The 19142-nt window shown below is 71.9% G+C and carries 17 protein-coding genes; 8 read left to right on the plus strand and 9 right to left on the minus strand.

All coding sequences use genetic code 11. The features are described 5' to 3' along the window. Positions 1-84 precede the first annotated feature (84 nt). A complete protein-coding gene (locus tag IE295_RS12175) occupies positions 85-2220 on the plus strand; it encodes an ATP-binding SpoIIE family protein phosphatase (RefSeq protein ID WP_190063605.1) in 2136 nt (711 codons plus the stop codon). A 157-nt stretch (positions 2221-2377) separates the two neighbouring features. After that, entirely contained in the window at positions 2378-2938 is a 561-nt protein-coding gene (locus tag IE295_RS12180) for a CD225/dispanin family protein (protein ID WP_190063606.1), read from the plus strand. A 6-nt stretch (positions 2939-2944) separates the two neighbouring features. Here IE295_RS12180 and IE295_RS12185 read toward each other — a convergent pair whose 3' ends face one another. Beyond that, positions 2945-3736, minus strand: coding sequence for a pirin family protein (locus IE295_RS12185; protein WP_190063607.1), 792 nt, complete (start codon positions 3734-3736; stop codon positions 2945-2947). A gap of 93 nt (positions 3737-3829) precedes the next feature. Here IE295_RS12185 and IE295_RS12190 point away from each other — a divergent pair, with 93 nt between their 5' ends. Then, positions 3830-4747 (plus strand): trypsin-like serine peptidase, encoded by a 918-nt coding sequence (locus tag IE295_RS12190; protein WP_190063608.1) that lies wholly within the window; start codon positions 3830-3832, stop codon positions 4745-4747. Between the two features lie 28 nt (positions 4748-4775). Here IE295_RS12190 and IE295_RS12195 read toward each other — a convergent pair whose 3' ends face one another. After that, on the minus strand, positions 4776-5228 hold the full coding sequence (locus tag IE295_RS12195) for an SseB family protein (RefSeq protein ID WP_190063609.1): 453 nt from the start codon (positions 5226-5228) through the stop codon (positions 4776-4778). Positions 5229-5358: 130 nt separating this feature from the next. Here IE295_RS12195 and IE295_RS12200 point away from each other — a divergent pair, with 130 nt between their 5' ends. The 4 genes from IE295_RS12200 to IE295_RS12215 all read left to right on the plus strand — a co-directional run bounded on the left by IE295_RS12200 (position 5359) and on the right by IE295_RS12215 (position 9628). Continuing rightward, complete coding sequence (locus tag IE295_RS12200) at positions 5359-7185, plus strand: acyl-CoA dehydrogenase (protein ID WP_190063610.1); 1827 nt, start codon at positions 5359-5361, stop codon at positions 7183-7185. A gap of 96 nt (positions 7186-7281) precedes the next feature. Continuing rightward, positions 7282-8574 carry a M18 family aminopeptidase gene (locus tag IE295_RS12205; protein ID WP_190063611.1) on the plus strand — a complete coding sequence of 431 codons (1293 nt, stop codon included), beginning with the start codon at positions 7282-7284 and terminating at the stop codon, positions 8572-8574. A gap of 71 nt (positions 8575-8645) precedes the next feature. Next, positions 8646-9287, plus strand: a complete 642-nt coding sequence (locus IE295_RS12210; protein WP_190063612.1) for a DUF4232 domain-containing protein — start codon at positions 8646-8648, stop codon at positions 9285-9287. A gap of 116 nt (positions 9288-9403) precedes the next feature. Further along, positions 9404-9628 carry a DUF6458 family protein gene (locus IE295_RS12215; RefSeq protein WP_190063613.1) on the plus strand — a complete coding sequence of 75 codons (225 nt, stop codon included), beginning with the start codon at positions 9404-9406 and terminating at the stop codon, positions 9626-9628. 26 nt (positions 9629-9654) lie between these two features. Here IE295_RS12215 and IE295_RS12220 read toward each other — a convergent pair whose 3' ends face one another. From IE295_RS12220 to IE295_RS12230, 3 genes are all read right to left on the minus strand, one after another. Beyond that, a complete protein-coding gene (locus tag IE295_RS12220; RefSeq protein WP_190063614.1) occupies positions 9655-11496 on the minus strand; it encodes an NHL domain-containing thioredoxin family protein in 1842 nt (613 codons plus the stop codon). Positions 11497-11701: 205 nt separating this feature from the next. Next, positions 11702-12742, minus strand: coding sequence for a recombinase family protein (locus tag IE295_RS12225; RefSeq protein WP_190063615.1), 1041 nt, complete (start codon positions 12740-12742; stop codon positions 11702-11704). A 63-nt stretch (positions 12743-12805) separates the two neighbouring features. Next, positions 12806-13582 (minus strand): carbon-nitrogen family hydrolase, encoded by a 777-nt coding sequence (locus tag IE295_RS12230; protein WP_190063616.1) that lies wholly within the window; start codon positions 13580-13582, stop codon positions 12806-12808. A 143-nt stretch (positions 13583-13725) separates the two neighbouring features. Here IE295_RS12230 and IE295_RS12235 point away from each other — a divergent pair, with 143 nt between their 5' ends. Next, positions 13726-14556: a maleylpyruvate isomerase family mycothiol-dependent enzyme gene (locus tag IE295_RS12235; protein ID WP_190063617.1), complete on the plus strand. Its 831-nt coding sequence runs from the start codon at positions 13726-13728 to the stop codon at positions 14554-14556. Positions 14557-14562: 6 nt separating this feature from the next. On the opposite strand, the gene IE295_RS12240 is transcribed toward IE295_RS12235, so the two are convergent. The 4 genes from IE295_RS12240 to IE295_RS12255 form a co-directional block, all read right to left on the minus strand. Next, a complete protein-coding gene (locus tag IE295_RS12240; RefSeq protein WP_190063618.1) occupies positions 14563-15888 on the minus strand; it encodes an MFS transporter in 1326 nt (441 codons plus the stop codon). Continuing rightward, complete coding sequence (locus IE295_RS12245) at positions 15885-16547, minus strand: GntR family transcriptional regulator (protein WP_190063619.1); 663 nt, start codon at positions 16545-16547, stop codon at positions 15885-15887. Before IE295_RS12245 ends, IE295_RS12240 begins: the two co-directional genes overlap by 4 nt. Before the next feature lie 106 nt (positions 16548-16653). Then, positions 16654-17463: a helix-turn-helix transcriptional regulator gene (locus IE295_RS12250; RefSeq protein ID WP_190063620.1), complete on the minus strand. Its 810-nt coding sequence runs from the start codon at positions 17461-17463 to the stop codon at positions 16654-16656. Positions 17464-17661: 198 nt separating this feature from the next. Then, positions 17662-19140, minus strand: a complete 1479-nt coding sequence (locus tag IE295_RS12255) for a dihydrolipoamide acetyltransferase family protein (protein WP_190063621.1) — start codon at positions 19138-19140, stop codon at positions 17662-17664. Positions 19141-19142: the final 2 nt, after the last annotated feature.

Genomic DNA, 19142 nt, shown 5'->3' on the forward strand with positions numbered 1-19142 from the left:
GCACCCAGCAAGGGTACTGCCCCACCCGGCATCCCCACCCGGCATCGGTGGTCTCTGCTGCACATACCTGCATAAAGTGGGGCAATGCGCACCGAGGACGTACTGGCCGCCGTCGCGACCGGACTGTGGCACTGGGACAACGCCTCGCGCAGGGTCACCTTCGATGCCGAGGCCGCGCGGCTGCTGGGCATGCCCCCCACCCGCGTGGAGCTCACCGAGTCCGCCGCCCGCGCCCGCTTCCACGCGGTGGACTGGGTGGAGGTCCAGGGCATCATCAACCTGGCCGTCGCCGAGGGCACCCTCGCCGAGGCCCGCATCCGGGTCGTCGACGAGGAGGGCCGGGTCCTGCGGACCGTGCGCAGCCGCACCAGGCCCTTCGGGCACGGCGGCGACTACACGCTGGTGGGCACCATCGAGGAGGTCCCCGAGCCGCAGCCGGGCACCACCGCCGCGCGCACCCCGGTCACGGGCGACTGGCGACGCAACCGCGAGGCCTTCCTGCTGGACGCCGGCCGGGCGCTGGCCGAGGCGCGCTCGACGGCCGAGGTGCTGCGCGTGGCGGCGACGCTGTCGATGCCGGGCTTCGAGCCGTCGGGGCTGGCCGTCTTCGTCGGCGAGGGCGGCCGCGTCAAGCTCATCGGGCACCACGGCTACGCGCCGGGCGACATGGAGGAGTTCCTCGACCAGCCCATGGACACCGGCTACCCGGCCGCCGAGGTGATCCGCACCGGCCGCGCGGTCTACCTCCCCTCCCCCGAGGACTACCGGCGCCGCTTCCCCACCATCTACCCGCTGGTCGAGCGCTTCGGCCGGCGGTCCTGGGCCTTCCTGCCGCTGATCAACGCGGGCCGCACCATCGGCGCCTGGATGGCCGGCTTCAGCATCCCGGTCTCCTTCACCCCCGACGAGCGCTCGGTGCTCACCACCGTCGCCCGGATGCTCGCCCAGGCGCTCGGCCGGGCCAGCGTCCACGAGTCCGAGCGCGAGCTGACCGTCGGCCTGCAGCGCTCGATGATGCCCACCCTGCGACCCGACGTCCCCGGCATGGCCGTCGCCGCGCGCTACGTGCCCACCGGCGGCGGCCTGGAGGTCGGCGGCGACTGGTACGACATGATCCCGCTGCCGTCGGGGAAGATCGCCCTGGTCATCGGGGACGTCCAGGGACACGACGTGCGCGCCGCCGGGCTCATGGGACAGCTGCGGATCGCCCTGCGCGCGTACGCCTCCGAGGGCCACCACCCCGACGCCGTGCTCTCCCGCGCCTCCCGCTTCCTGGCCGGCATCAACGGCGACGAGGACTCCGAGGCGTCGGCCGACCAGCGCTTCGCGACCTGCCTCTACATCGAGGCCTGCCCCAACAGCGGACTGCTGGTCATCGCCCGCGCCGGCCACCCGGACCCCGCGATCCGGCTCAGCGACGGCACGATGCTCGTACGCCCCACGGCGGGCGGCCTGCCGCTGGGCATCGTGCCCGACACCGACTACCCCATCACCCGGATCACGCTCGAGCCCGGCGAGACGATGCTGGTGTGCACCGACGGCCTGATCGAGACCGGCGGCCACGACCTGGAGACCGGCTGGAACCGGCTGCGGGAGGTCGTCGAGGGGCACCCGGCGGACCATAACGGGGGCAATCTGGAGAAGCTCGCCGACGCCCTCGTCCAGGCCGTCCACGGGCCGCCCTCGCACTACACCACCGGGCCGCTCATCGACCGCCGCGAGGACGACATCGCCCTGCTGCTCCTGCGCCGCGAGCTCCCGGCGCCGGCCGAGGTGGGCGCCCCGCCCGCCGTGCCGCGCCCGCCCCGGCGCACGGTGCTGACCATCGCCCAGGCCGAGCCCGAGCGCATCGCCGAGGCCCGGCAGCACATCCGCGACCTCATGCACGACTGGCCCGACCCCGACCAGACCGACTCGGCGGTGCTGATGGTCTCCGAGATGGTCACCAACGTGCTGGTCCACACGGACGGGGACGCGCTGCTGATGGCCGAGATATCGGGGCGGCCGGGCGAGCGGCGGATACGGGTCGACGTCGAGGACGCCAGCGACGAGCTGCCGCACCGCCGGCACCCGGGGGAGATGGCCTCCTCCGGGCGCGGCCTGGTGCTGATGGAGCTGCTCGCCGAGGCGTGGGGCGTGGACCCCCGGGGCGAGGGCAAGAACATCTGGTTCGAGCTCCACGAGGCCCCCATGGAGACGGACTTCGAGGCGATCACCTGACCCGTTCCCCGGGGGTGCCGTCCGGCGGGCGCGAAGGCGCGGTCCGAGGGCGGGACGCAGGCGGTGGCGGCGGGGGCGCGGCTGGTTGCGGCGGTCCTCCGCCGGAGTGAGCCTGGAGTCAGAGGCTCCGAGTTCATCACGCGGACGAGGAGGGCTCATGAGCCAGCAACCGTGGCAGGACCGCCCACCCCCTCCGGAGGACCGGCCCCCGTCCGGCCGCCCTCCGCCCGGCAGCGAACAACCCACCCGTGCCGACGGCAGCTCCGGATATCCGCCGCCCCCGCCACAGGGCCGGCCTTCGGAAACCCCCCAGCCCGGCACGGCTCCGCAGCCCGGCTCCTGGCCGCCTCCGCCGGGCGCCCAGCAGCAGCCGGGCCCGTACACCCCGCCGGGCTCGTACCCTCCCGGCTACGGCACTCCCCAGCAGCAGCCGTACTACGGCGTGCCGCCCCCGCGGCCGGCCAGCCATCTGGTCTGGTCGATCATCTCGATCATCCTCTTCTGGCCGCTCGGCATCGCGGCGGTGATCTTCGCCTCGCAGGTGAACAGCAAGTACGAGATGGGCGACTACGCGGGCGCGGCGGACTCGTCGTCGAAGGCACGGCTGTTCTCGCTGATCTCGACGATCATCGCGGTGCTCGGCATCGTGCTCTTCATCGTCTTCGCCGCGCTGACGGCTTCCTGGTGGAGCGACTACAACCCGGGCAACGGCTATTGACCGCCGTCACCCCTCGTCCACCGGGATGACCCCGAGGCGTCCGGCCTGGAAGTCATCGAAGGCCTGCTTCAGCTCGGCGTCGGTGTTCATCACGAACGGCCCGTAGTGCCGCATGGGCTCGCGGATCGGCTGCCCGCCCAGCAGCACGAACTCGAAGTTCGGGCTGCGGGACTCCTGCGTGTCGTCGGCCCTGACGGTGAGGGAGTCGCCGTCGCCGAAGACCACGGTCCGGCCCGTGCCGAACGGGCGCCGCTCGGTGCCCGCGGTGCCGCGCCCGGCGAGACCGTAGGCGAGGGCGTTGAAGTCGGGGCGCCAGGGAAGGGTGAGCTCGGCGCCGGGGTTCAGGGACACGTGCGCCATCGTGATGGGCGTGTGGGTGATGCCCGGGCCCTGATGGCCGTCGATCTCCCCCGCGATGAGCCGGATCAGCGCGCCGCCGTCCGGGGACGTCAGCAGCGCGACCTTGCCGCCGCCGATGTCCTGGTAGCGGGGCGGCATCATCTTGTCCTTCTGCGGCAGGTTCACCCACAGCTGGAGGCCGTGGAAGAGTCCGCCGCTGACGACGAGCTCCTCCGGCGGCGCCTCGATGTGCAGCAGCCCGGAGCCGGCGGTCATCCACTGGGTGTCGCCGCCCCGGATCGTGCCGCCGCCCCCGTGGGAGTCGCGGTGCACGAAGGTGCCGTCGATCAGGCCCCCCGGTGCGGTGCCGACGTGCAGCACCGGGCGCTGCGGCGCCGTGTGCGCGGGTGCGGCGACACGGGGCAGGACCAGCGGGTTCTCTACGGTCACGGCGGGCATTGCGGCCTCCTCGGGTGGTTGCGCCTTCCAAGTTAGTTGAATAGTGAACCATCGGCAAGGGTGGGTTCATTCCCGGCGGGAGACACTTGATCAATGCGCCTGAGACATCTCGCCCTCCTCGTCGCCGTCGTCGCGGCCATAGCCGTCGCCGGCCTGCTCGTGGCGGGCCGCGTCCCGGCGACGGGCGGACCGACGGCCGAGGGGGACTCCACCGGGCACTTCGAGCAGCCCAGGGACCAGGCGGACGCGGCGGCCGAGGCCATGAAGAGCGCCGTACGCGCCGAGGAGCCCGCACCGCTGAGCGCCCCCGCCGCCCGGGGCGCGGCCGGCCGCAGGGATCCCCTGCCGGCCTCGGAGCCCCTGGCCGCCGCCGAGGCCGAGCCGTCGCCCGCGATCGGGCCGCTGTTCTACACCGCCGGGGGCGTGCCCGGCCACGGCTGCACGGCGAGCGTCGTCCACAGCCGCAGGGGCGACCTGATCGCGACCGCCGCGCACTGCGTGCACATGGGCGGCTTCCGCACCGACATCGCCTTCGTCCCCGGCTACCGCGACGGGAAGGCGCCGTACGGGGTGTGGGTGCCGGTCTCGGCCGACGTCGCCCCCGAGTGGGCGAAGGGCCGCGACCCCGACCACGACGTGGCGTTCCTGCGCGTCCGCCCGGCGGAGGGGACCGCGCCCCTCGAGCGCGTCACGGGCGCCGAGCGCGTCCGCTTCGACCCGCCCCGCGAGCGGCCCACCCGCGTTCTCGGCTACCCCAACGAGGCGGAGCGACCCGTCTCCTGCCAGAACAGCACGGCCGCCGAAAGCGCGGGGCAGCTGCGCTTCGACTGCGAGCGCCTGCCGAACGGCACGAGCGGCAGCCCCTTCCTGACCGACGTCGACGCCTCGACGGGCCTGGGCACCCTCGTCGGCGTCCTGGGCGGCAAGGACGAGGGCGGCGACGAGGAGACGTCGTACAGCCCCTACTTCGGCGCGGCGGCCCGCAAGCTCTACGAGCGCGCCACGAAATAACCGCCCGGAACCTGAAGACCGGCCCCGGTCAGCCGTACATCCGCCGCATGGCGAAGTCGACCATCTGCTCCACCGACTTCGCGTCGAAGACGATCCGGTGGTCGCCCTCCATGTCCAGGACGAAGCCGTAGCCCGTCGGCAGGAGGTCCAGGACCTCGGCGCCGGTGATCACGAAGTACTTGGACTCCTTGCCCGCGTACCGGCGCAGTTCCTTGAGCGAGGTGAACATCGGGATCACCGGCTGCTGGGTGTTGTGCAGCGCGAGGAAGCCGGGGTTGTCGCCGCGCGGGCAGTAGACCTTGGAGGTGGAGAAGATCGTCTGGAAGTCCTCGGCGGACATCTGGCCCGTGGTGAAGGCCCGTACCGCGTCCGCGAGCGACGGGGGCGACGGCTCGGGGTAGAGCGGCTGTTCGCCGTAGCCGCCGGGCTGCTGCGGCGGCGCGTAGCCCTGCTGTGCCGCGTTCTGGTCGTAGCCGTACATGGGCCAAAGCGTAACGAGTCACAGTTGGGCGATCAGGTCTTGCGTCTTGTTACCGCTGGGTAGCATCATGCTTCTTACTGACCGGTACGCACAGAGGATCGCCCTCCCGTCACCTACGGAGCCGTCTGTCATGGGCCACTACAAGTCGAATCTCCGCGACATCGAGTTCAACCTCTTCGAGGTTCTCGGTCGCGACAAGCTGTACGGCACCGGCCCGTTCGGTGAAATGGACGTCGAGACGGCGAAGAGCGTGCTGTCGGAGATCGCCCGCCTCTCGGAGAACGAGCTGGCCGCCTCCTACGTCGACGCCGACCGCAACCCGCCGGTCTTCGACCCGGAGACCAACACCGCTCCCGTCCCGGAGTCCTTCAAGAAGAGCTACCAGGCCTACATGGACGCCGAGTGGTGGCGCCTTGGCATCCCGGAGGGCATCGGCGGCACCACCACGCCGCGCTCGCTGCTGTGGGGCTTCGCCGAGACGATCCTGGGCTCCAACCCGGCGATCTGGATGTACTCCTCCGGCCCGGCCTTCGCCGGCGTGCTCTACGCCGAGGGCACCGACGAGCAGAAGAAGATCGCCAAGCTCTCGGTGGACAAGCAGTGGGGCTCCACCATGGTGCTCACCGAGCCGGACGCCGGCTCGGACGTGGGCGCCGGCCGCACCAAGGCCGTCAAGCAGGAGGACGGCTCCTGGCACATCGAGGGCGTGAAGCGCTTCATCACCTCCGGTGAGCACGACATGGCGGAGAACATCTTCCACTACGTCCTCGCCCGCCCCGAGGGCCACGGCCCGGGCACCAAGGGCCTGTCCCTCTTCCTCGTCCCGAAGTACGAGTTCGACTTCGAGACCGGCGAGCTGGGCGCCCGCAACGGCGTCTACGCCACCAACGTCGAGCACAAGATGGGCCTGAAGGCCTCCAACACGTGCGAGATGACCTTCGGCGACAAGCACCCCGCCAAGGGCTGGCTCATCGGCGAGAAGCACGACGGCATCCGCCAGATGTTCATGATCATCGAGTTCGCCCGCATGATGGTCGGCACGAAGGCGATCGCCACCCTCTCCACCGGCTACCTCAACGCGCTGGAGTACGCCAAGGAGCGCGTGCAGGGCCCGGACCTGGCCAACTTCATGGACAAGACCGCGCCCAAGGTCACCATCACCCACCACCCCGACGTGCGCCGCTCGCTGATGACGCAGAAGGCGTACGCGGAGGGCATGCGCGCCCTGGTGCTCTACACCGCCTCGGTCCAGGACGAGATCCTGGTCAAGGAGGCCGCGGGCGAGGACGCCAAGGCCCTGCACGGCCTCAACGACCTGCTCCTGCCGATCGTCAAGGGCTACGGCTCGGAGAAGTCCTACGAGCAGCTGGCGCAGTCCCTGCAGACCTTCGGCGGCTCCGGGTACCTGCAGGAGTACCCGATCGAGCAGTACATCCGCGACTCGAAGATCGACACCCTCTACGAGGGCACCACGGCCATCCAGGGCCAGGACTTCTTCTTCCGGAAGATCGTCCGCGACCAGGGCCAGGCCCTGACCACGCTCTCCGAGGAGATCAAGAAGTTCCTCGCCGAGGCCGCGGGCGGCGAGGAGCTGGCCGAGGCCCGCGAGAAGCTCGCCAAGGCCGCGGTGGACCTCGAGGGCATCGTCAGCGCCATGCTGACCGACCTCGCCGCCACCGAGAAGGACGTCAAGTCCATCTACAAGGTGGGCCTGAACACCACCCGCCTGCTGATGGCCTCCGGTGACGTCGTCGTCGGCTACCTGCTCCTCAAGGGCGCGGCCGTGGCCGCCGAGAAGCTGCCGGCCGCCTCCTCCAAGGACAAGGCCTTCTACGAGGGCAAGATCGCGGCGGCGAAGTTCTTCGCCCACACGGTCCTGCCGGTCGTGGCCGTCGAGCGCTCGCTCGCCGAGGCGGTCGACCAGTCGCTGATGGAGCTGGACGAGGCCGCCTTCTAGTCCGCTTCCGGACCGCCGGAATCCACTCACGCGAAGGGCAGGAGCCGGGCGCCGAAAGGACCGCCCGGCTCTTGCCCTGATCCCTATCCTGAGGCCATGAGCTCTGCGCACCGCTTCGACCGCGGCCACACCGACGACCTGATGACCTTCCTCGCGGCCAGCCCGTCGCCGTACCACGCGGTGGCCAACACCGCCGAGCGGCTGGAGAAGGCCGGTTTCCGCCAGGTCGCGGAGACCGACTCCTGGGACGCACAGGCCGGCGGCAAGTACGTGACGCGTGGCGGCGCCGTCATCGCCTGGTACGTCCCCGAAGGGGCCACCGCCGCCACCCCGTTCCGCATCATCGGGGCCCACACCGACTCCCCCAACCTCCGCGTCAAGCCACTGCCGGACACCGGCGCGCACGGCTGGCGCCAGGTGGCCGTCGAGCTCTACGGCGGCACGCTCCTCAACACCTGGCTCGACCGCGACCTCGGCCTCTCCGGCCGGGTCACGCTGCGCGACGGCAGCGACCACCTCGTCAACGTCGACCGGCCCCTGCTGCGCGTCCCCCAGCTCGCCGTGCACCTCGACCGGACCGTCAACCAGGACGGCCTCAAGCTCGACAAGCAGCGCCACATGACGCCCATCTGGGGCCTGGGCGAGGTCACCGAGGGCGACCTCATCCGCTTCGTCGCGGAGGAAGCCGGCCTGGAGGCCGGGCAGATCAGCGGCTGGGACCTGATGGTGCACAGCGTCGAGGCGCCCGCCTACCTCGGTCGCGACCGCGAGCTGCTGGCCGGCCCCCGCATGGACAACCTCCTGTCGGTGCACGCCGGTCTGGCCGCGCTGACCACCGCCATCGGCTCCGAGGGCCTGCCGTACATCCCGGTGCTGGCGGCGTTCGACCACGAGGAGAACGGCAGCCAGTCCGACACCGGCGCCGAAGGCCCCCTGCTCGGCAACGTCCTGGAGCGCTCGGTCTTCGCGCGCGGCGGTACGTACGAGGACAAGGCACGCGCCTTCGCCGGCACCATCTGCCTCTCCTCCGACACCGGCCACGCCGTGCACCCCAACTACGCCGAGCGCCACGAGCCGGGCCACCACCCGATGCCCAACGGCGGCCCCCTGCTGAAGGTCAACGTCAACCAGCGCTACGCCACCGACGGCAGCGGCCGGGCCGTCTTCGCCGCCGCCTGCGAGCGGGCCGGCGTGCCGATGCAGCACTTCGTGTCGAACAACTCCGTCCCCTGCGGCACCACCATCGGCCCCATCACGGCCGCCCGCCACGGCATCGCCACCGTGGACATCGGCGTGGCCATCCTGTCGATGCACTCCGCGCGCGAACTGTGCGGCGCCGACGACCCGTACCTCCTCGCCGCCGCGCTCACCGCCTTCCTCGAGGGCTGACACGCCGCCCCCCGCCCGGGCGGGGGCTGATATACACAGCCCGACAACTCGAACGTCCCACCGGGGGAAGCATGACCACTCGCACCCTGCGGATCGCCGCCGCCGCGCTCACGGCCGTGGCCGCCCTCACCCTCACCGCCTGCGGCGGCTCCGACGCCAAGGAGGACAAGGCGAAGGGCGAGGAGCAGGCGTCCATGGCCCCGGGGGACGGGGCCGAGGGAGACGGGGCCGAGGGCAGCGACGGCGGTGACGACTCGGCCGGCGACACGGGCAAGCCGCGGAACAAGGGCGACGCCTGCGCACCGGACTCCGTCAAGGTCGAGGTCAAGGCGGTGAAGTCGCCCGTCAACCACGTGCTGCTGGTGGCGACGAACACCTCGAAGTCGCCCTGCTTCGCCTACGGCTTCCCGTTCCTGCGCTTCGACCAGGACCAGGCCACGGCCGGCGTGGTCGAGGAGAGCCGGCCGCAGGACCGCGTCAGCCTCGCCCCCGGCAAGTCCGCCTACGCCGGCGTCCGCGTCTCCGCCGCCGACGGCTCGGGCGGCAAGGGCCGCGACGCCCGGGAGGTCTCGGTCACCTTCCAGCAGGCGAAGGGCGACCCCATCGAGGGCAGCCCGTCCCAGGCGTCCCTGCCGGACGGGAAGCTGCACATCGACGACTCGGCCCGCACCTCGTACTGGCTGAACGACGAGGCCGCCGCGCTCAAGTGGTAGCCGCGGTGGCGGCCCCGGCGTGAGGGGGACGTGGTTCGCGGCGCCGGGCGGGGGTACCCGCCCTGTGCCCGGCCGGTTACGCCGGTAGGGGCCGACCACGTCTGGAGGCGTTTCCCATGGGAATGGGATGGTGCATTGGTCTGATCGCGGCGGGCGGCATCCTCACCTTCGCGGTCGACTGGCAGATCGACGGCATGAACATCACGCTGGTGGGCCTGATCCTCATGGCGGCCGGCCTGCTGGGGCTGAGCGCCTACGTGAGCGTGTTCAAGCGCCGCAGGATGCAGCCACCGCCCCCGGCGGCCCGCGTCGTGGAGGAGGACCACCGGATCACCCGCTGAGCTGATCCGGTGCCCCCCTCAGCCGCTCAGGCGTCGAGGCCCGCCAGGACCAGCGGCAGCCGCGCCGCCCCGGCCTCGACGACCCGCACCGGAACTCCCCAGTCCTGCTGGTGGACATGGCAGGCGGGGTACTCGTTGGCCGGGTCGTCGTCGCACGACGCCGCCATCGCGGAGACGTGCAGCACCCCTTCGGTCACCCCGTCGGCGAGCACCAGCTCACGGCTCAGGTCCGTGCCCTGGCCGGCGCCGTCCGCGAGGAGGCCGGGCGGCGTGGAGCTGACCAGCAGGCGCGTCGAGGGACCGTAGCGGGTGTCGAGCTTCTGCCCGGCCGGCGCCTGGAAGACCACGTCCAGCACCAGCTTCCCCGGAGCGATCTCCGTGGCCTCCCGCTGCGTACGGTGGGCCACGGACTCCACGCGCACGGCCTCCTCCGGAAGCCGCAGCCGCGTCAGCCGGTGCCGCGCCGACTCGACGACCACGATGTCCTCGCCGACGAGGACCGCGTCCGAGGGCTCCCGCAGATCGGTGGCGAGCGTCGTCACCTGGCCCGTCGCCGGGTCGTAGCGGCGCAGCGCGTGGTTGTAGGTGTCGCTGACGGCGACGGAGCCGTCGGGCAGCGCGGTCACGCCGAGCGGGTGCTGGAGCAGCGCCTGGCCGGCGTCGCCGTCACGGTGCCCGAAGTCGAACAGGCCCGCGCCCACGGCCGTACGGACCGCGAAGCCGTCCCCGTCGGCCTCCACGTAGCGCAGCGCCGACGTCTCGGAGTCGGCGAGCCACAGCCGGTCCCCGGCCGCCGCGAGGCCGGAGGGCTGGGCGAACCACGCCTCGGCGGCCGGGCCGTCGACCAGTCCCTCGTTGGTCGTGCCGGCCGCCACCCCGACGGTGGCGGTGGCGGGGTCGTACGTCCACAGCTGGTGCACGCCCGCCATGGCGATCCACACCCGGTCCGCGAACCAGGCCACGTCCCACGGCGAGGAGAGGTCCACCTCGCGGGCGGGGCCCGACGTGGCCGAGCCCTGCCACCACTGCCGCCCGGTGCCGGCGACGGTCGCCACGGCCTGGGTGGCGGGGTCGTAGACGCGCAGCGCGTGGTTGACGGTGTCCGCGACGATCACCGTGCCGTCGGGGAGCAGGGCGAGGCCCTGGGGCTCGCTGAAGCTCGGGGGGCTGTCGGTGAAGCCGCGCTCGCCGGTGCCCACGCGGCGGACGACGGTCTCGCCGTCGGCCTCCAGCTCCACCAGCTGGTGGCGGGTGGAGTCGGAGACGAGGTAGTTGCCGCTCGGCAGCAGGACGGCCTTGCCGGGGAAGCGCAGGTCGGTGGCGACGGGCTCGGGGGCGACGTACGGGCCGTCGCCGCGCCGCAGGGTGCCCTTGGCCTCGTGGGCGGCCTCCAGCTCGGCGACCAGCTTCGCGAGGGCGTGGGCGTGGCCCTCGCCCGCGTGCTGGGCGACGACGTAGCCCTCGGGGTCGATGACGACCAGCGTGGGCCAGGCGCGGACGGCGTACTGCTTCCAGGTGGCGAGCTCGGGGTCGTCGAGGACGGGGTGGTGGACCTCGTAGCGCTCGACGGCGTCGACGACGGCCTGGTGGTCGGCCTCGTGGACGAACTTCGGCGAGTGCACGCCGACGATCACCACGGTGTCGCGGTGCGCCTCCTCGAGCTCGCGCAGCTCGTCGAGGACGTGCAGGCAGTTCACGCAGCAGAACGTCCAAAAATCCAAGATCAAAATGCGACCTCGGAAGTCGGCAAGCTTCAGATCCTTGCCGCCGGTGTTGAGCCACCCCCCTTTGCCGATCAGCTCGGGAGCACGGACACGGGCACGGTGGGGCGCAGACGCGGGAGGGTGCGCCGAGGCAGCATCGTTCATGCTTCAAGCTTGCCAGCCGCCCGTGAACGCCAGGTCACGTCCGCACGACACCATCGGCTGTCCGCCTAAGGTAATGGGCTTCGGCCGTTATTCCATCACTTTGTCACCCTGCTGACTCCGCCCCGGGCACCGTCTCTCGTCGCCCAGACGATCCGGCAGCGCTCGTCACCGTCGAACCTGACGCCCACCTTCCCGCGCCGGACTTCTACGCGGTCAATCGCGAGGCCAAGGCGCTCGCGCCTGCCGGCCGCATCGTCGGCTTCCCGGGCTTCACGCAGAAGTCCGGCATCCAGGAGCGGGGAGATGTCAGCGAAAGGAGTCGGCATCCGCAGCAGATCCGCGCGCAGCCCCTCGACACGAATACGAAGTCGTCCGGCGAGTCGGTTGTACCGGTCAATGGCGTCTGCGCCATCGAACTCGCCGCGGACGTACCTGGCCTCCTCCAGGTCCGCCAGCCGGGCCTCTTCGTCCTCGATTTCCGCCTCGATGGCATCCCGCTTCGCGAACACCTCCGGGTCCTCCCTCTGCACCCAGCGCTCTGCGGCATGAGCCCGGCGAAGGCCGGTGAGCGAATGAGCTGCATGACGCTGGACGAGTTCCACTCGCCTCCGCGGGCCGACTCCACTCCATGCTGGTTCAGCAGCCGGGCAATGTGGACGAGAGCCTTCCCGGACAACGCTTCGTCAGCGATCAGTCGGGCGTAGACGGCGGTATCGGGGTCGTGGACGAGCTTCTTCGTTTCCGGGTCCACCCGCAGTCCGTAAGGCGGCTGCCCACCGATCCACTGCCCCCGCTGGCGTAGGTACCGTTTGGCGCTGCCGACGCGCATCCCCAGATTGCGGGACTCGTTGCGCGCGAGTTCCGCCAGCTTCACGATGGCGACCCGGGCACTGTCGTTCTTCGTGTCGAGGTCGTCCATGACGGAGACCAGCCGCCCGCCGGCCCTGCCTATGTCGTCCAGTGCCTTGCCGACCTCGCCGATGCCCTTACGGGAGAGCCGGTCGAGCTTCCAGACGATCAGCACGCCCACGACACCGGCCGTGACGGCTGTGATCGCCGCGTCGAACCCCTTGCGGCTGACGTTCTTGTAGCCGGAACGTCCACGGTCGATGTGGACCTTGCGGACGGTCAGTCCGTTGCGCTCCGCCCATGCCCGGCAGTCGGCTTCCTGACGGTCGATCGCGGTCTTGCCCTCCCGGTCCGGGGACAGGCGCACGCACAGGTCAGCAGTGGCGTGTTGGTGCACGTCTCCACGCTGGCCAGGAGTGCGCACATTGGTTCACGAAATCCAGAAATCGAGAATACGGACTTAACGTCCGAGCACCCGGTCCTTCAGCGCCGGGAACTCCTCGCGGATCTTCGCCACCCGGGCGGTGTCGAGGTCGGCGGTGAGGATCTCCTCGTCGTGGCCCGCCTCGGCGAGGACCTCGCCCCAGGGGTCGACGACGACGCTGTGGCCGGCCTGGGGCACGCCCGCGTGGGTGCCGGCCGTGCCGCAGGCCAGGACGTAGGCCTGGTTCTCCACCGCGCGGGCGCGGGCGAGCAGGCTCCAGTGCTCGCGGCGGCGTTCGGGCCAGCCGGCGGGGACGACGAAGGCCGTGGCGCCGGCGTCGGTCAGGGCGCGGAAGAGTTCGGGGAAGCGCAGGTCGTAGCAGGTGGCCAGGCCCACGACGGCCTCGGGGAGGCGGGCGGTGACGGGGCGGTCGCCGGCGCCCATCAGGACGGCCTCGCCCTGGTCGAAGCCGAAGCGGTGGATCTTGCGGTAGGTGCGGACGAGGGCTCCGGTGGGGGAGAAGACGAGCGAGGTGTTGTACATCGCGTCCTCGGCCCGCTCCACGATCGAGCCCGCGTGCAGCCACACCCCCGTCTCGAGCGCGGCCCGCGACATGACCTCGGCCGTGGGTCCGTCCAGCGGCTCGGCCGCGGCGGCGAAGGACTCGTAGGCGAAGGCGCCGACCGGCCAGAGCTCGGGGAGCACCACCAGGTCGCTGCCGCGCAGCGACCGGACGAGGCCTGCGGCGCGTTCGCGACGGGCGGCGACGGGCTCGTCGTCGTCCACACCGAGCTGGATCAAAGAGGCGCGCACAGTACCACCACTCTCCGCATGCGTCACACGAAACCTCTGCAGGGACGACCGTCCGCAGCGTAACTTAACTGCGGAGAGCCCAGACAGCACTTGCCACCCACGCGCACGCAGCCATCGCCCAGCATCGCCCGAGGGATCCGCCCGTGACAGTCCACCCCAGCCTTCAGCCCGCGATCGACGCCTGGGCGCATTCCATCGAAGCCGTCAACGAGTTGGTCACACCGCTCGCCGAGAGCGACTGGAACCGGGCCACGGAGTGCCCGGGGTGGTCGGTGCGCGACGTGGTCTCGCACGTCATCGGGGTCGAGTGCGAAATGCTGGGCGAGCCGCGGCCGATCCATACGCTGCCGCGCGATCTGCGCCACGTCACCGACGAGTTCTCGCGCTACATCGAGGTGCAGGTCGACGTCCGGCGCTGTCACACGGCGCTGGAGATGACCTCCGAGCTGGAGTACACGATCATCCGGCGCCGCCGTCAGCTGCGCAACGAGTCGCGCTCCCCGCAGACGATGATCCGCTGGCCGCTGGGCAGCGGCAGCGAGCGCACCCTCGAACGCACCCTGGCCGTGCGGGCCTTCGACGTGTGGACCCACGAGCAGGACGTGCGCCGGGCGCTGGGCGTGCCGGGCAATCTGGACTCGCCGGCCGCGCAGATCGCCCGGGACGTGCTGCTGACGGCCCTGCCGGACGTGGTCGCGCGGAAGGCGGGGGCCAGGCCGGGGATGACGGCGGCCTTCGACGTGCACGGGCCGCTGGAGTTCCTGCGGACCGTGCGGGTGGGGCCGCAGGGCAAGGGGACGATCGACGGCAGCGTCTCGCTGGGGCCGACGGTGACGTTCTCGCTGGACTGGGAGACGTACGCCCGGCTGGCGTGCGGGCGGGTGCGGCCGGAGGCGGTGGCCGACCGCGTCGGGGTCGAGGGGGACCGGCAGCTGGCGGGGGCGATCCTGCGGGAGTTCGCGGTCACCCCCTGACGCGGGTCACCCCCTGACGTCGCCCTCCGCCCACACGGGCACGTGGACGGTCGTCACGCGCGAGGCCACGATCCGCTCCCGCTCGCGCCGCCGGGCCCTGCCCCGCAGCCGCAGGATCTGGGAGAGCCCGAGCGCCTGGAGGACGAACACGGAGGCGAAGGCCACGCGGTAGCTGCCGTCGGTCGCGTCCAGCAGGACGCCCACGGCCAGCAGCGTGGTCATGCAGGCGACGAAGCCGCCCATGTTGACGATGCCGGAGGCGGTGCCCTGGCGCTCGGGCGGATTGGCGGGGCGGGCGAAGTCGAAGCCGATCATCGAGGCGGGGCCGCAGGCGCCGAGCACGGCGCACAGCGTGATCAGCAGCCACATCGGGGCGCGCTCCCCCGGCCAGCCGACGACGGCCGCCCACAGCAGGGCCGTGGCGGCCAGCGTGCCCAGCACCAGCGGCAGGCGCGCCGCGTGGTGGCGGCCGATGATCTGGCCGTAGACGAGCCCGACGGCCATGTTCACCAGCACGATCAGCGTGAGCAGCGAGCCCGCCGTCCCCCGGTCGAGCCCCTGGGCCTCGATGAGGAACGGCATCCCCCACAGCAGCAGGAAGACCATGGCGGGGAACTGGCTGCTGAAGTGCACCCACAGTCCCAGCCGGGTGCCGGGTTCGCGCCAGGCCAGCAGGATCTGGCGGCGTACGAAGCCCTTGCCGGGGCGGGGGCCGGGGGCGGGCTCGTGGCCGTCGGGGTGGTCCTTGAGGAAGGAGAGCATCAGCACGAGGACGACCACGCCCGCCGCGGCGCTGCCCGCGAAGGTCGCCGTCCAGCCGGCGGTGTGCAGCAGCCGGGCCAGTAGGAGCGTGGAGACGAGGTTGCCCGCCATCCCGAACAGGGCCGCGACCTGCGCGATCATCGGGCCGTTGCGGGCGGGGAACCAGCGGGCGCCCAGGCGCAGCACGCTGATGAACGTCATCGCGTCGCCGCAGCCCAGCAGGGCCCGGCAGGCCAGGGCGGCGGGGTAGGAGTGGGCGAGGGCGAAGCCGAGCTGTCCGGCGGTGAACAGGACGATGCCCAGGGCCAGCACCTTCCGGGTGCCCAGCCGGTCGACCATCAGGCCGACGGGTATCTGCATGCCGGCGTAGACGAGGAGTTGGAGGATGGAGAACGTCGACAGGGCGGAGGCGCTGATGTGGAAGCGCTCGGCGGCGTCGAGGCCGGCGACGCCCAGGCTGGTGCGGAAGATGATCGCGACGAAGTAGACGGCGACGCCGATTCCCCAGACGGCCACGGCCCGGCGGCCGCCGGGTGGGTCGCCGGGCAGTGTTGTCGGGGCTTGGCTCATCGGGTCTCCCCCCGGGCGAGATTGCGGACCCAGCTGATGTGCCGGTCGACGACGGCCGTGGCCTCCGGGGCGTCCCCGGCGCGGAGGGCCTGAAGGATCTCGGTGTGCTCGGCGATGTTCTTGGCGATCCGGTCGGGGTGGGCGTGCATCACGGCCACGCCCATGCGCAACTGCCGGTCGCGGAGCTGCTCGTAGAGGCCGGAGAGGATGCGGTTGCCGGCGCTGCGCACGATCTCGGCGTGGAAGGCGCGGTCGCTGAGCGAGACGGCGGCGAGGTCGCCGGCCGCCGCCTGCCGGCGCATGTCGTCGACGAGCTCCTCCAGCCGGTCGATCAGCGCGGGCGGGGCGGGTACGGCCTTGCCGACGGCGTGCTTCTCCACCAGCAGCCGGGTCTCCACCACGTCCGCGATCTCCTGGGCGGACACCGCCAGCACGAGCGCCCCCTTCTTGGGGTAGAGCTTGAGCAGCCCCTCCGCCTCCAGCCGCAGCAGCGCCTCGCGGACGGGCGTGCGCGAGACCCCCACGGCCTCGGCCAGGTCGCCTTCGGTCAGCAGCGTGCCGCCCTCGTAGTGCCGTTGCAGTACCGCCTCCTTGACGTGCGCGTACACCCGCTCGGCGGCGGGGGGCTGTCTGTCCTGGACGGTGGGCGCGGGAGACATGCGCACAGCATAGATACAACAAAGACACCTGGTGAGGGGGCGTCCGCGATCCGGACGATCGACGGTTCGTCAGAACCGCGGCGGCGTACGGGCCCTCGCGTGCCCGCTAGACGCCCGCCCAGCCGTCGACGGGGGTGATGAAGACGAACCGCAGGTCGGTGCGCTGTATGGGCAGCAGGACGTGGCTCGTCACCCGGATCTCGGCGTTGCCGTGGTACGGCAGGCGCAGCCGGAAGACGTGGCCGTCGCGGTGCTCGACCACGTCGTACTCCTGCGCCCAGATGCGACGGCAGTCCGCGTCGGCGTCGAGGATCTCGTGGACCAGGCCGCGCAGTTCCTCGTTGCCGGGGTTGCTGTTGGCGGCGACGCGGAGCATGGCGAGGTAGACGCGGGCGCAGCTGTCCTCCCAGTCGAGCATCTGCTCGCGTGCCTCGGGGTGCAGCAGGGCCCAGCGCATGAGGTTGGGGCGGGGGCGGCGGACCCAGGGGAACCACTCGCCCATCAGGGCGTTGGACGCGACGATGTTCCAGGCCACGTCGGAGAGGTAGGCCGGATAGGTGACCTGCTGCTCGAGCAGGGCCTCGACGCCCCGCGGCAAGTCGGCCCGGGCGCGGCCCGGTTCCGGGGGTCTTCGGCCGCAGACGGCGAGGAAGAGCGTGAGCGTCTCCGCCTCGCTCAGCCGCAGCGCCTCGGCGACCCTCAGCAGAAAGCTTTCGGAGAAGTCCTGTCTGCGGCCCGCCTCCAGCGCCCGGTACCAGCCCTCGCTCACGCCGGTCATCCGGGCGACGTGCTTCTGGGAGAGCCGCCGTCCGGGGCGCGGGAGAACTCCGCGCAGCTCGCGGACGGTCCTGGGATCGATCCGGCCGCGCCAGGCCCGGAGCAGGCGGCTGATGGATTCGCCGTCCTCGCGGTCCACCGCAGCCTCCAATTCCGACACTGCAAGTGTCGGTCAATCTTAAGTAAATTGCACAGCACGGGCCATTCCACCCGGTTGCCGGGGGAATGACCCGAGGCCGCTCCGTACACAGACAGAGGGCCCGGACGTGCCGCTCTCTCCTCGCTGGAGGGGGGTGAGGAGCGAGTGTCCGGGCCCTGTGTCCTTTTCCGCCGTCCGTCAGCCCCAGGTGATCAGGCGCTGGGGGTTCTCCAGGACGCCCGCGATGTCCGCGAGGAACCGGGAGCCCAGCTCACCGTCGATGAGGCGGTGGTCGAAGGACAGCGCCAGGGTGGTGACGTGGCGCGGCTTGACCTTGCCCTTGTGGACCCACGGCTGCAGCTTGATCGCGCCGACCGCCAGGATCGCGGACTCGCCCGGGTTGATGATGGGCGTGCCGGTGTCGACGCCGAAGACGCCGACGTTGGTGATCGTGACGGTGCCGCCGGACATGTCGGCGGGGGAGGTCTTCCCCTCCCGCGCCGTGGCGACCAGGTCGCCCAGGGCCCGCGACAGCTCGGGGAGCGTCTTGGCCTGGGCCTCCTTGATGTTCGGCACGATCAGTCCGCGCGGGGTGGCGGCGGCGATGCCCAGGTTCACGTAGTCCTTGCGGACGATCTCCTGGTTCTCCTCGTCCCAGGCGGCGTTGACGTCCGGGTTGCGCCGGATCGCCACCAGCAGCGCCTTGGCGACGAGCAGCAGCGGGTTGATCCGCAGGCCCGCCATGTCCGGGTCGTCCTTGAGCTTCTGCACCAGCTTCATCGTGCGGGTGACGTCGACGGTGATGAACTCCGTGACGTGCGGCGCGGTGAAGGCGCTGGCCACCATGGCCTGGGCGGTGGCCTTGCGGACGCCCTTGACGGGGATCCGCGTCTCGCGGGCGGCGAGGGCGGCCACGCCCTCGGGAGCGGGCGCCGGGGCGACCGGCTCCGCGGCCGCGGGGCTCACGGGCAGGGCGGCGGCGGCCGCCGCGTGCACGTCCTCGCGGGTGACGACGCCGTCGCGCCCGGTCGGGGTGACCGCGGCCAGGTCGATGCCGAGGTCCTTGGCGAGCTTGCGCACGGGGGGCTTGGCCAGCGGCCGGGCGCCGGCGGGCGCGGCCGGGGCGACGGGCGGGGCGACGGGCGCGGGCGCCACCGGCGCGGCCGGAGCCGGTACGGGCGCGGCGGCCGCGTGGCCGTTGAGCTCGGCCTGGACGGCGGCGGCGGCCGGCGGCTGCGCCGGGACGCCGCCACGCGCCTTGCGCGGGCGGCGCTTGGTGGACGACGGCGCGGCGCCGTAGCCCACCAGCACGGCCTGGCGGCCCTGCGGCTGCTCCGGCTCGGCCTCGGGGCCCGGGACCGCGCTCTGCTCCGCGTGGGCGGCGGTCGAGGCGGGGGCCTCCTCCGCCGGCCCCGCCCCGGGCTGGGTGTCCACGGAGATGATCACCTGGCCGACGTCCACCGTCGTGCCCTCGCCGAAGCGCAGCTCGTGCACCACGCCGTCGAAGGGGACCGGCAGCTCGACGGCCGCCTTGGCGGTCTCGACCTCGCAGACCACCTGGCCGTCGGTGACGGTGTCGCCGACGCTGACGTACCACTTGAGGATCTCGGCCTCGGTGAGTCCCTCACCGACGTCCGGCATCTTGAACTCACGGAAACGCTGGCTGTTCGCAGTCATGG

The organism is Streptomyces griseocarneus (genome assembly GCF_014655595.1).
Taxonomy (GTDB): domain Bacteria; phylum Actinomycetota; class Actinomycetes; order Streptomycetales; family Streptomycetaceae; genus Streptomyces; species Streptomyces griseocarneus.

Excerpts from the sequence above, each read along its gene's own strand:
- IE295_RS12175 (WP_190063605.1), top strand. The coding sequence starts at position 85 with ATGCGCACCGAGGACGTACTGGCCGCCGTCGCGACCGGACTGTGGCAC.
- IE295_RS12180 (WP_190063606.1), top strand. The coding sequence starts at position 2,378 with ATGAGCCAGCAACCGTGGCAGGACCGCCCACCCCCTCCGGAGGACCGG.
- IE295_RS12185 (WP_190063607.1), bottom strand. The coding sequence starts at position 3,736 with ATGCCCGCCGTGACCGTAGAGAACCCGCTGGTCCTGCCCCGTGTCGCC.
- IE295_RS12190 (WP_190063608.1), top strand. The coding sequence starts at position 3,830 with ATGCGCCTGAGACATCTCGCCCTCCTCGTCGCCGTCGTCGCGGCCATA.
- IE295_RS12195 (WP_190063609.1), bottom strand. The coding sequence starts at position 5,228 with ATGTACGGCTACGACCAGAACGCGGCACAGCAGGGCTACGCGCCGCCG.
- IE295_RS12200 (WP_190063610.1), top strand. The coding sequence starts at position 5,359 with ATGGGCCACTACAAGTCGAATCTCCGCGACATCGAGTTCAACCTCTTC.
- IE295_RS12205 (WP_190063611.1), top strand. The coding sequence starts at position 7,282 with ATGAGCTCTGCGCACCGCTTCGACCGCGGCCACACCGACGACCTGATG.
- IE295_RS12210 (WP_190063612.1), top strand. The coding sequence starts at position 8,646 with ATGACCACTCGCACCCTGCGGATCGCCGCCGCCGCGCTCACGGCCGTG.
- IE295_RS12215 (WP_190063613.1), top strand. The coding sequence starts at position 9,404 with ATGGGAATGGGATGGTGCATTGGTCTGATCGCGGCGGGCGGCATCCTC.
- IE295_RS12220 (WP_190063614.1), bottom strand. The coding sequence starts at position 11,496 with ATGAACGATGCTGCCTCGGCGCACCCTCCCGCGTCTGCGCCCCACCGT.
- IE295_RS12240 (WP_190063618.1), bottom strand. The coding sequence starts at position 15,888 with ATGAGCCAAGCCCCGACAACACTGCCCGGCGACCCACCCGGCGGCCGC.
- IE295_RS12245 (WP_190063619.1), bottom strand. The coding sequence starts at position 16,547 with ATGTCTCCCGCGCCCACCGTCCAGGACAGACAGCCCCCCGCCGCCGAG.
- IE295_RS12255 (WP_190063621.1), bottom strand. The coding sequence starts at position 19,140 with ATGACTGCGAACAGCCAGCGTTTCCGTGAGTTCAAGATGCCGGACGTC.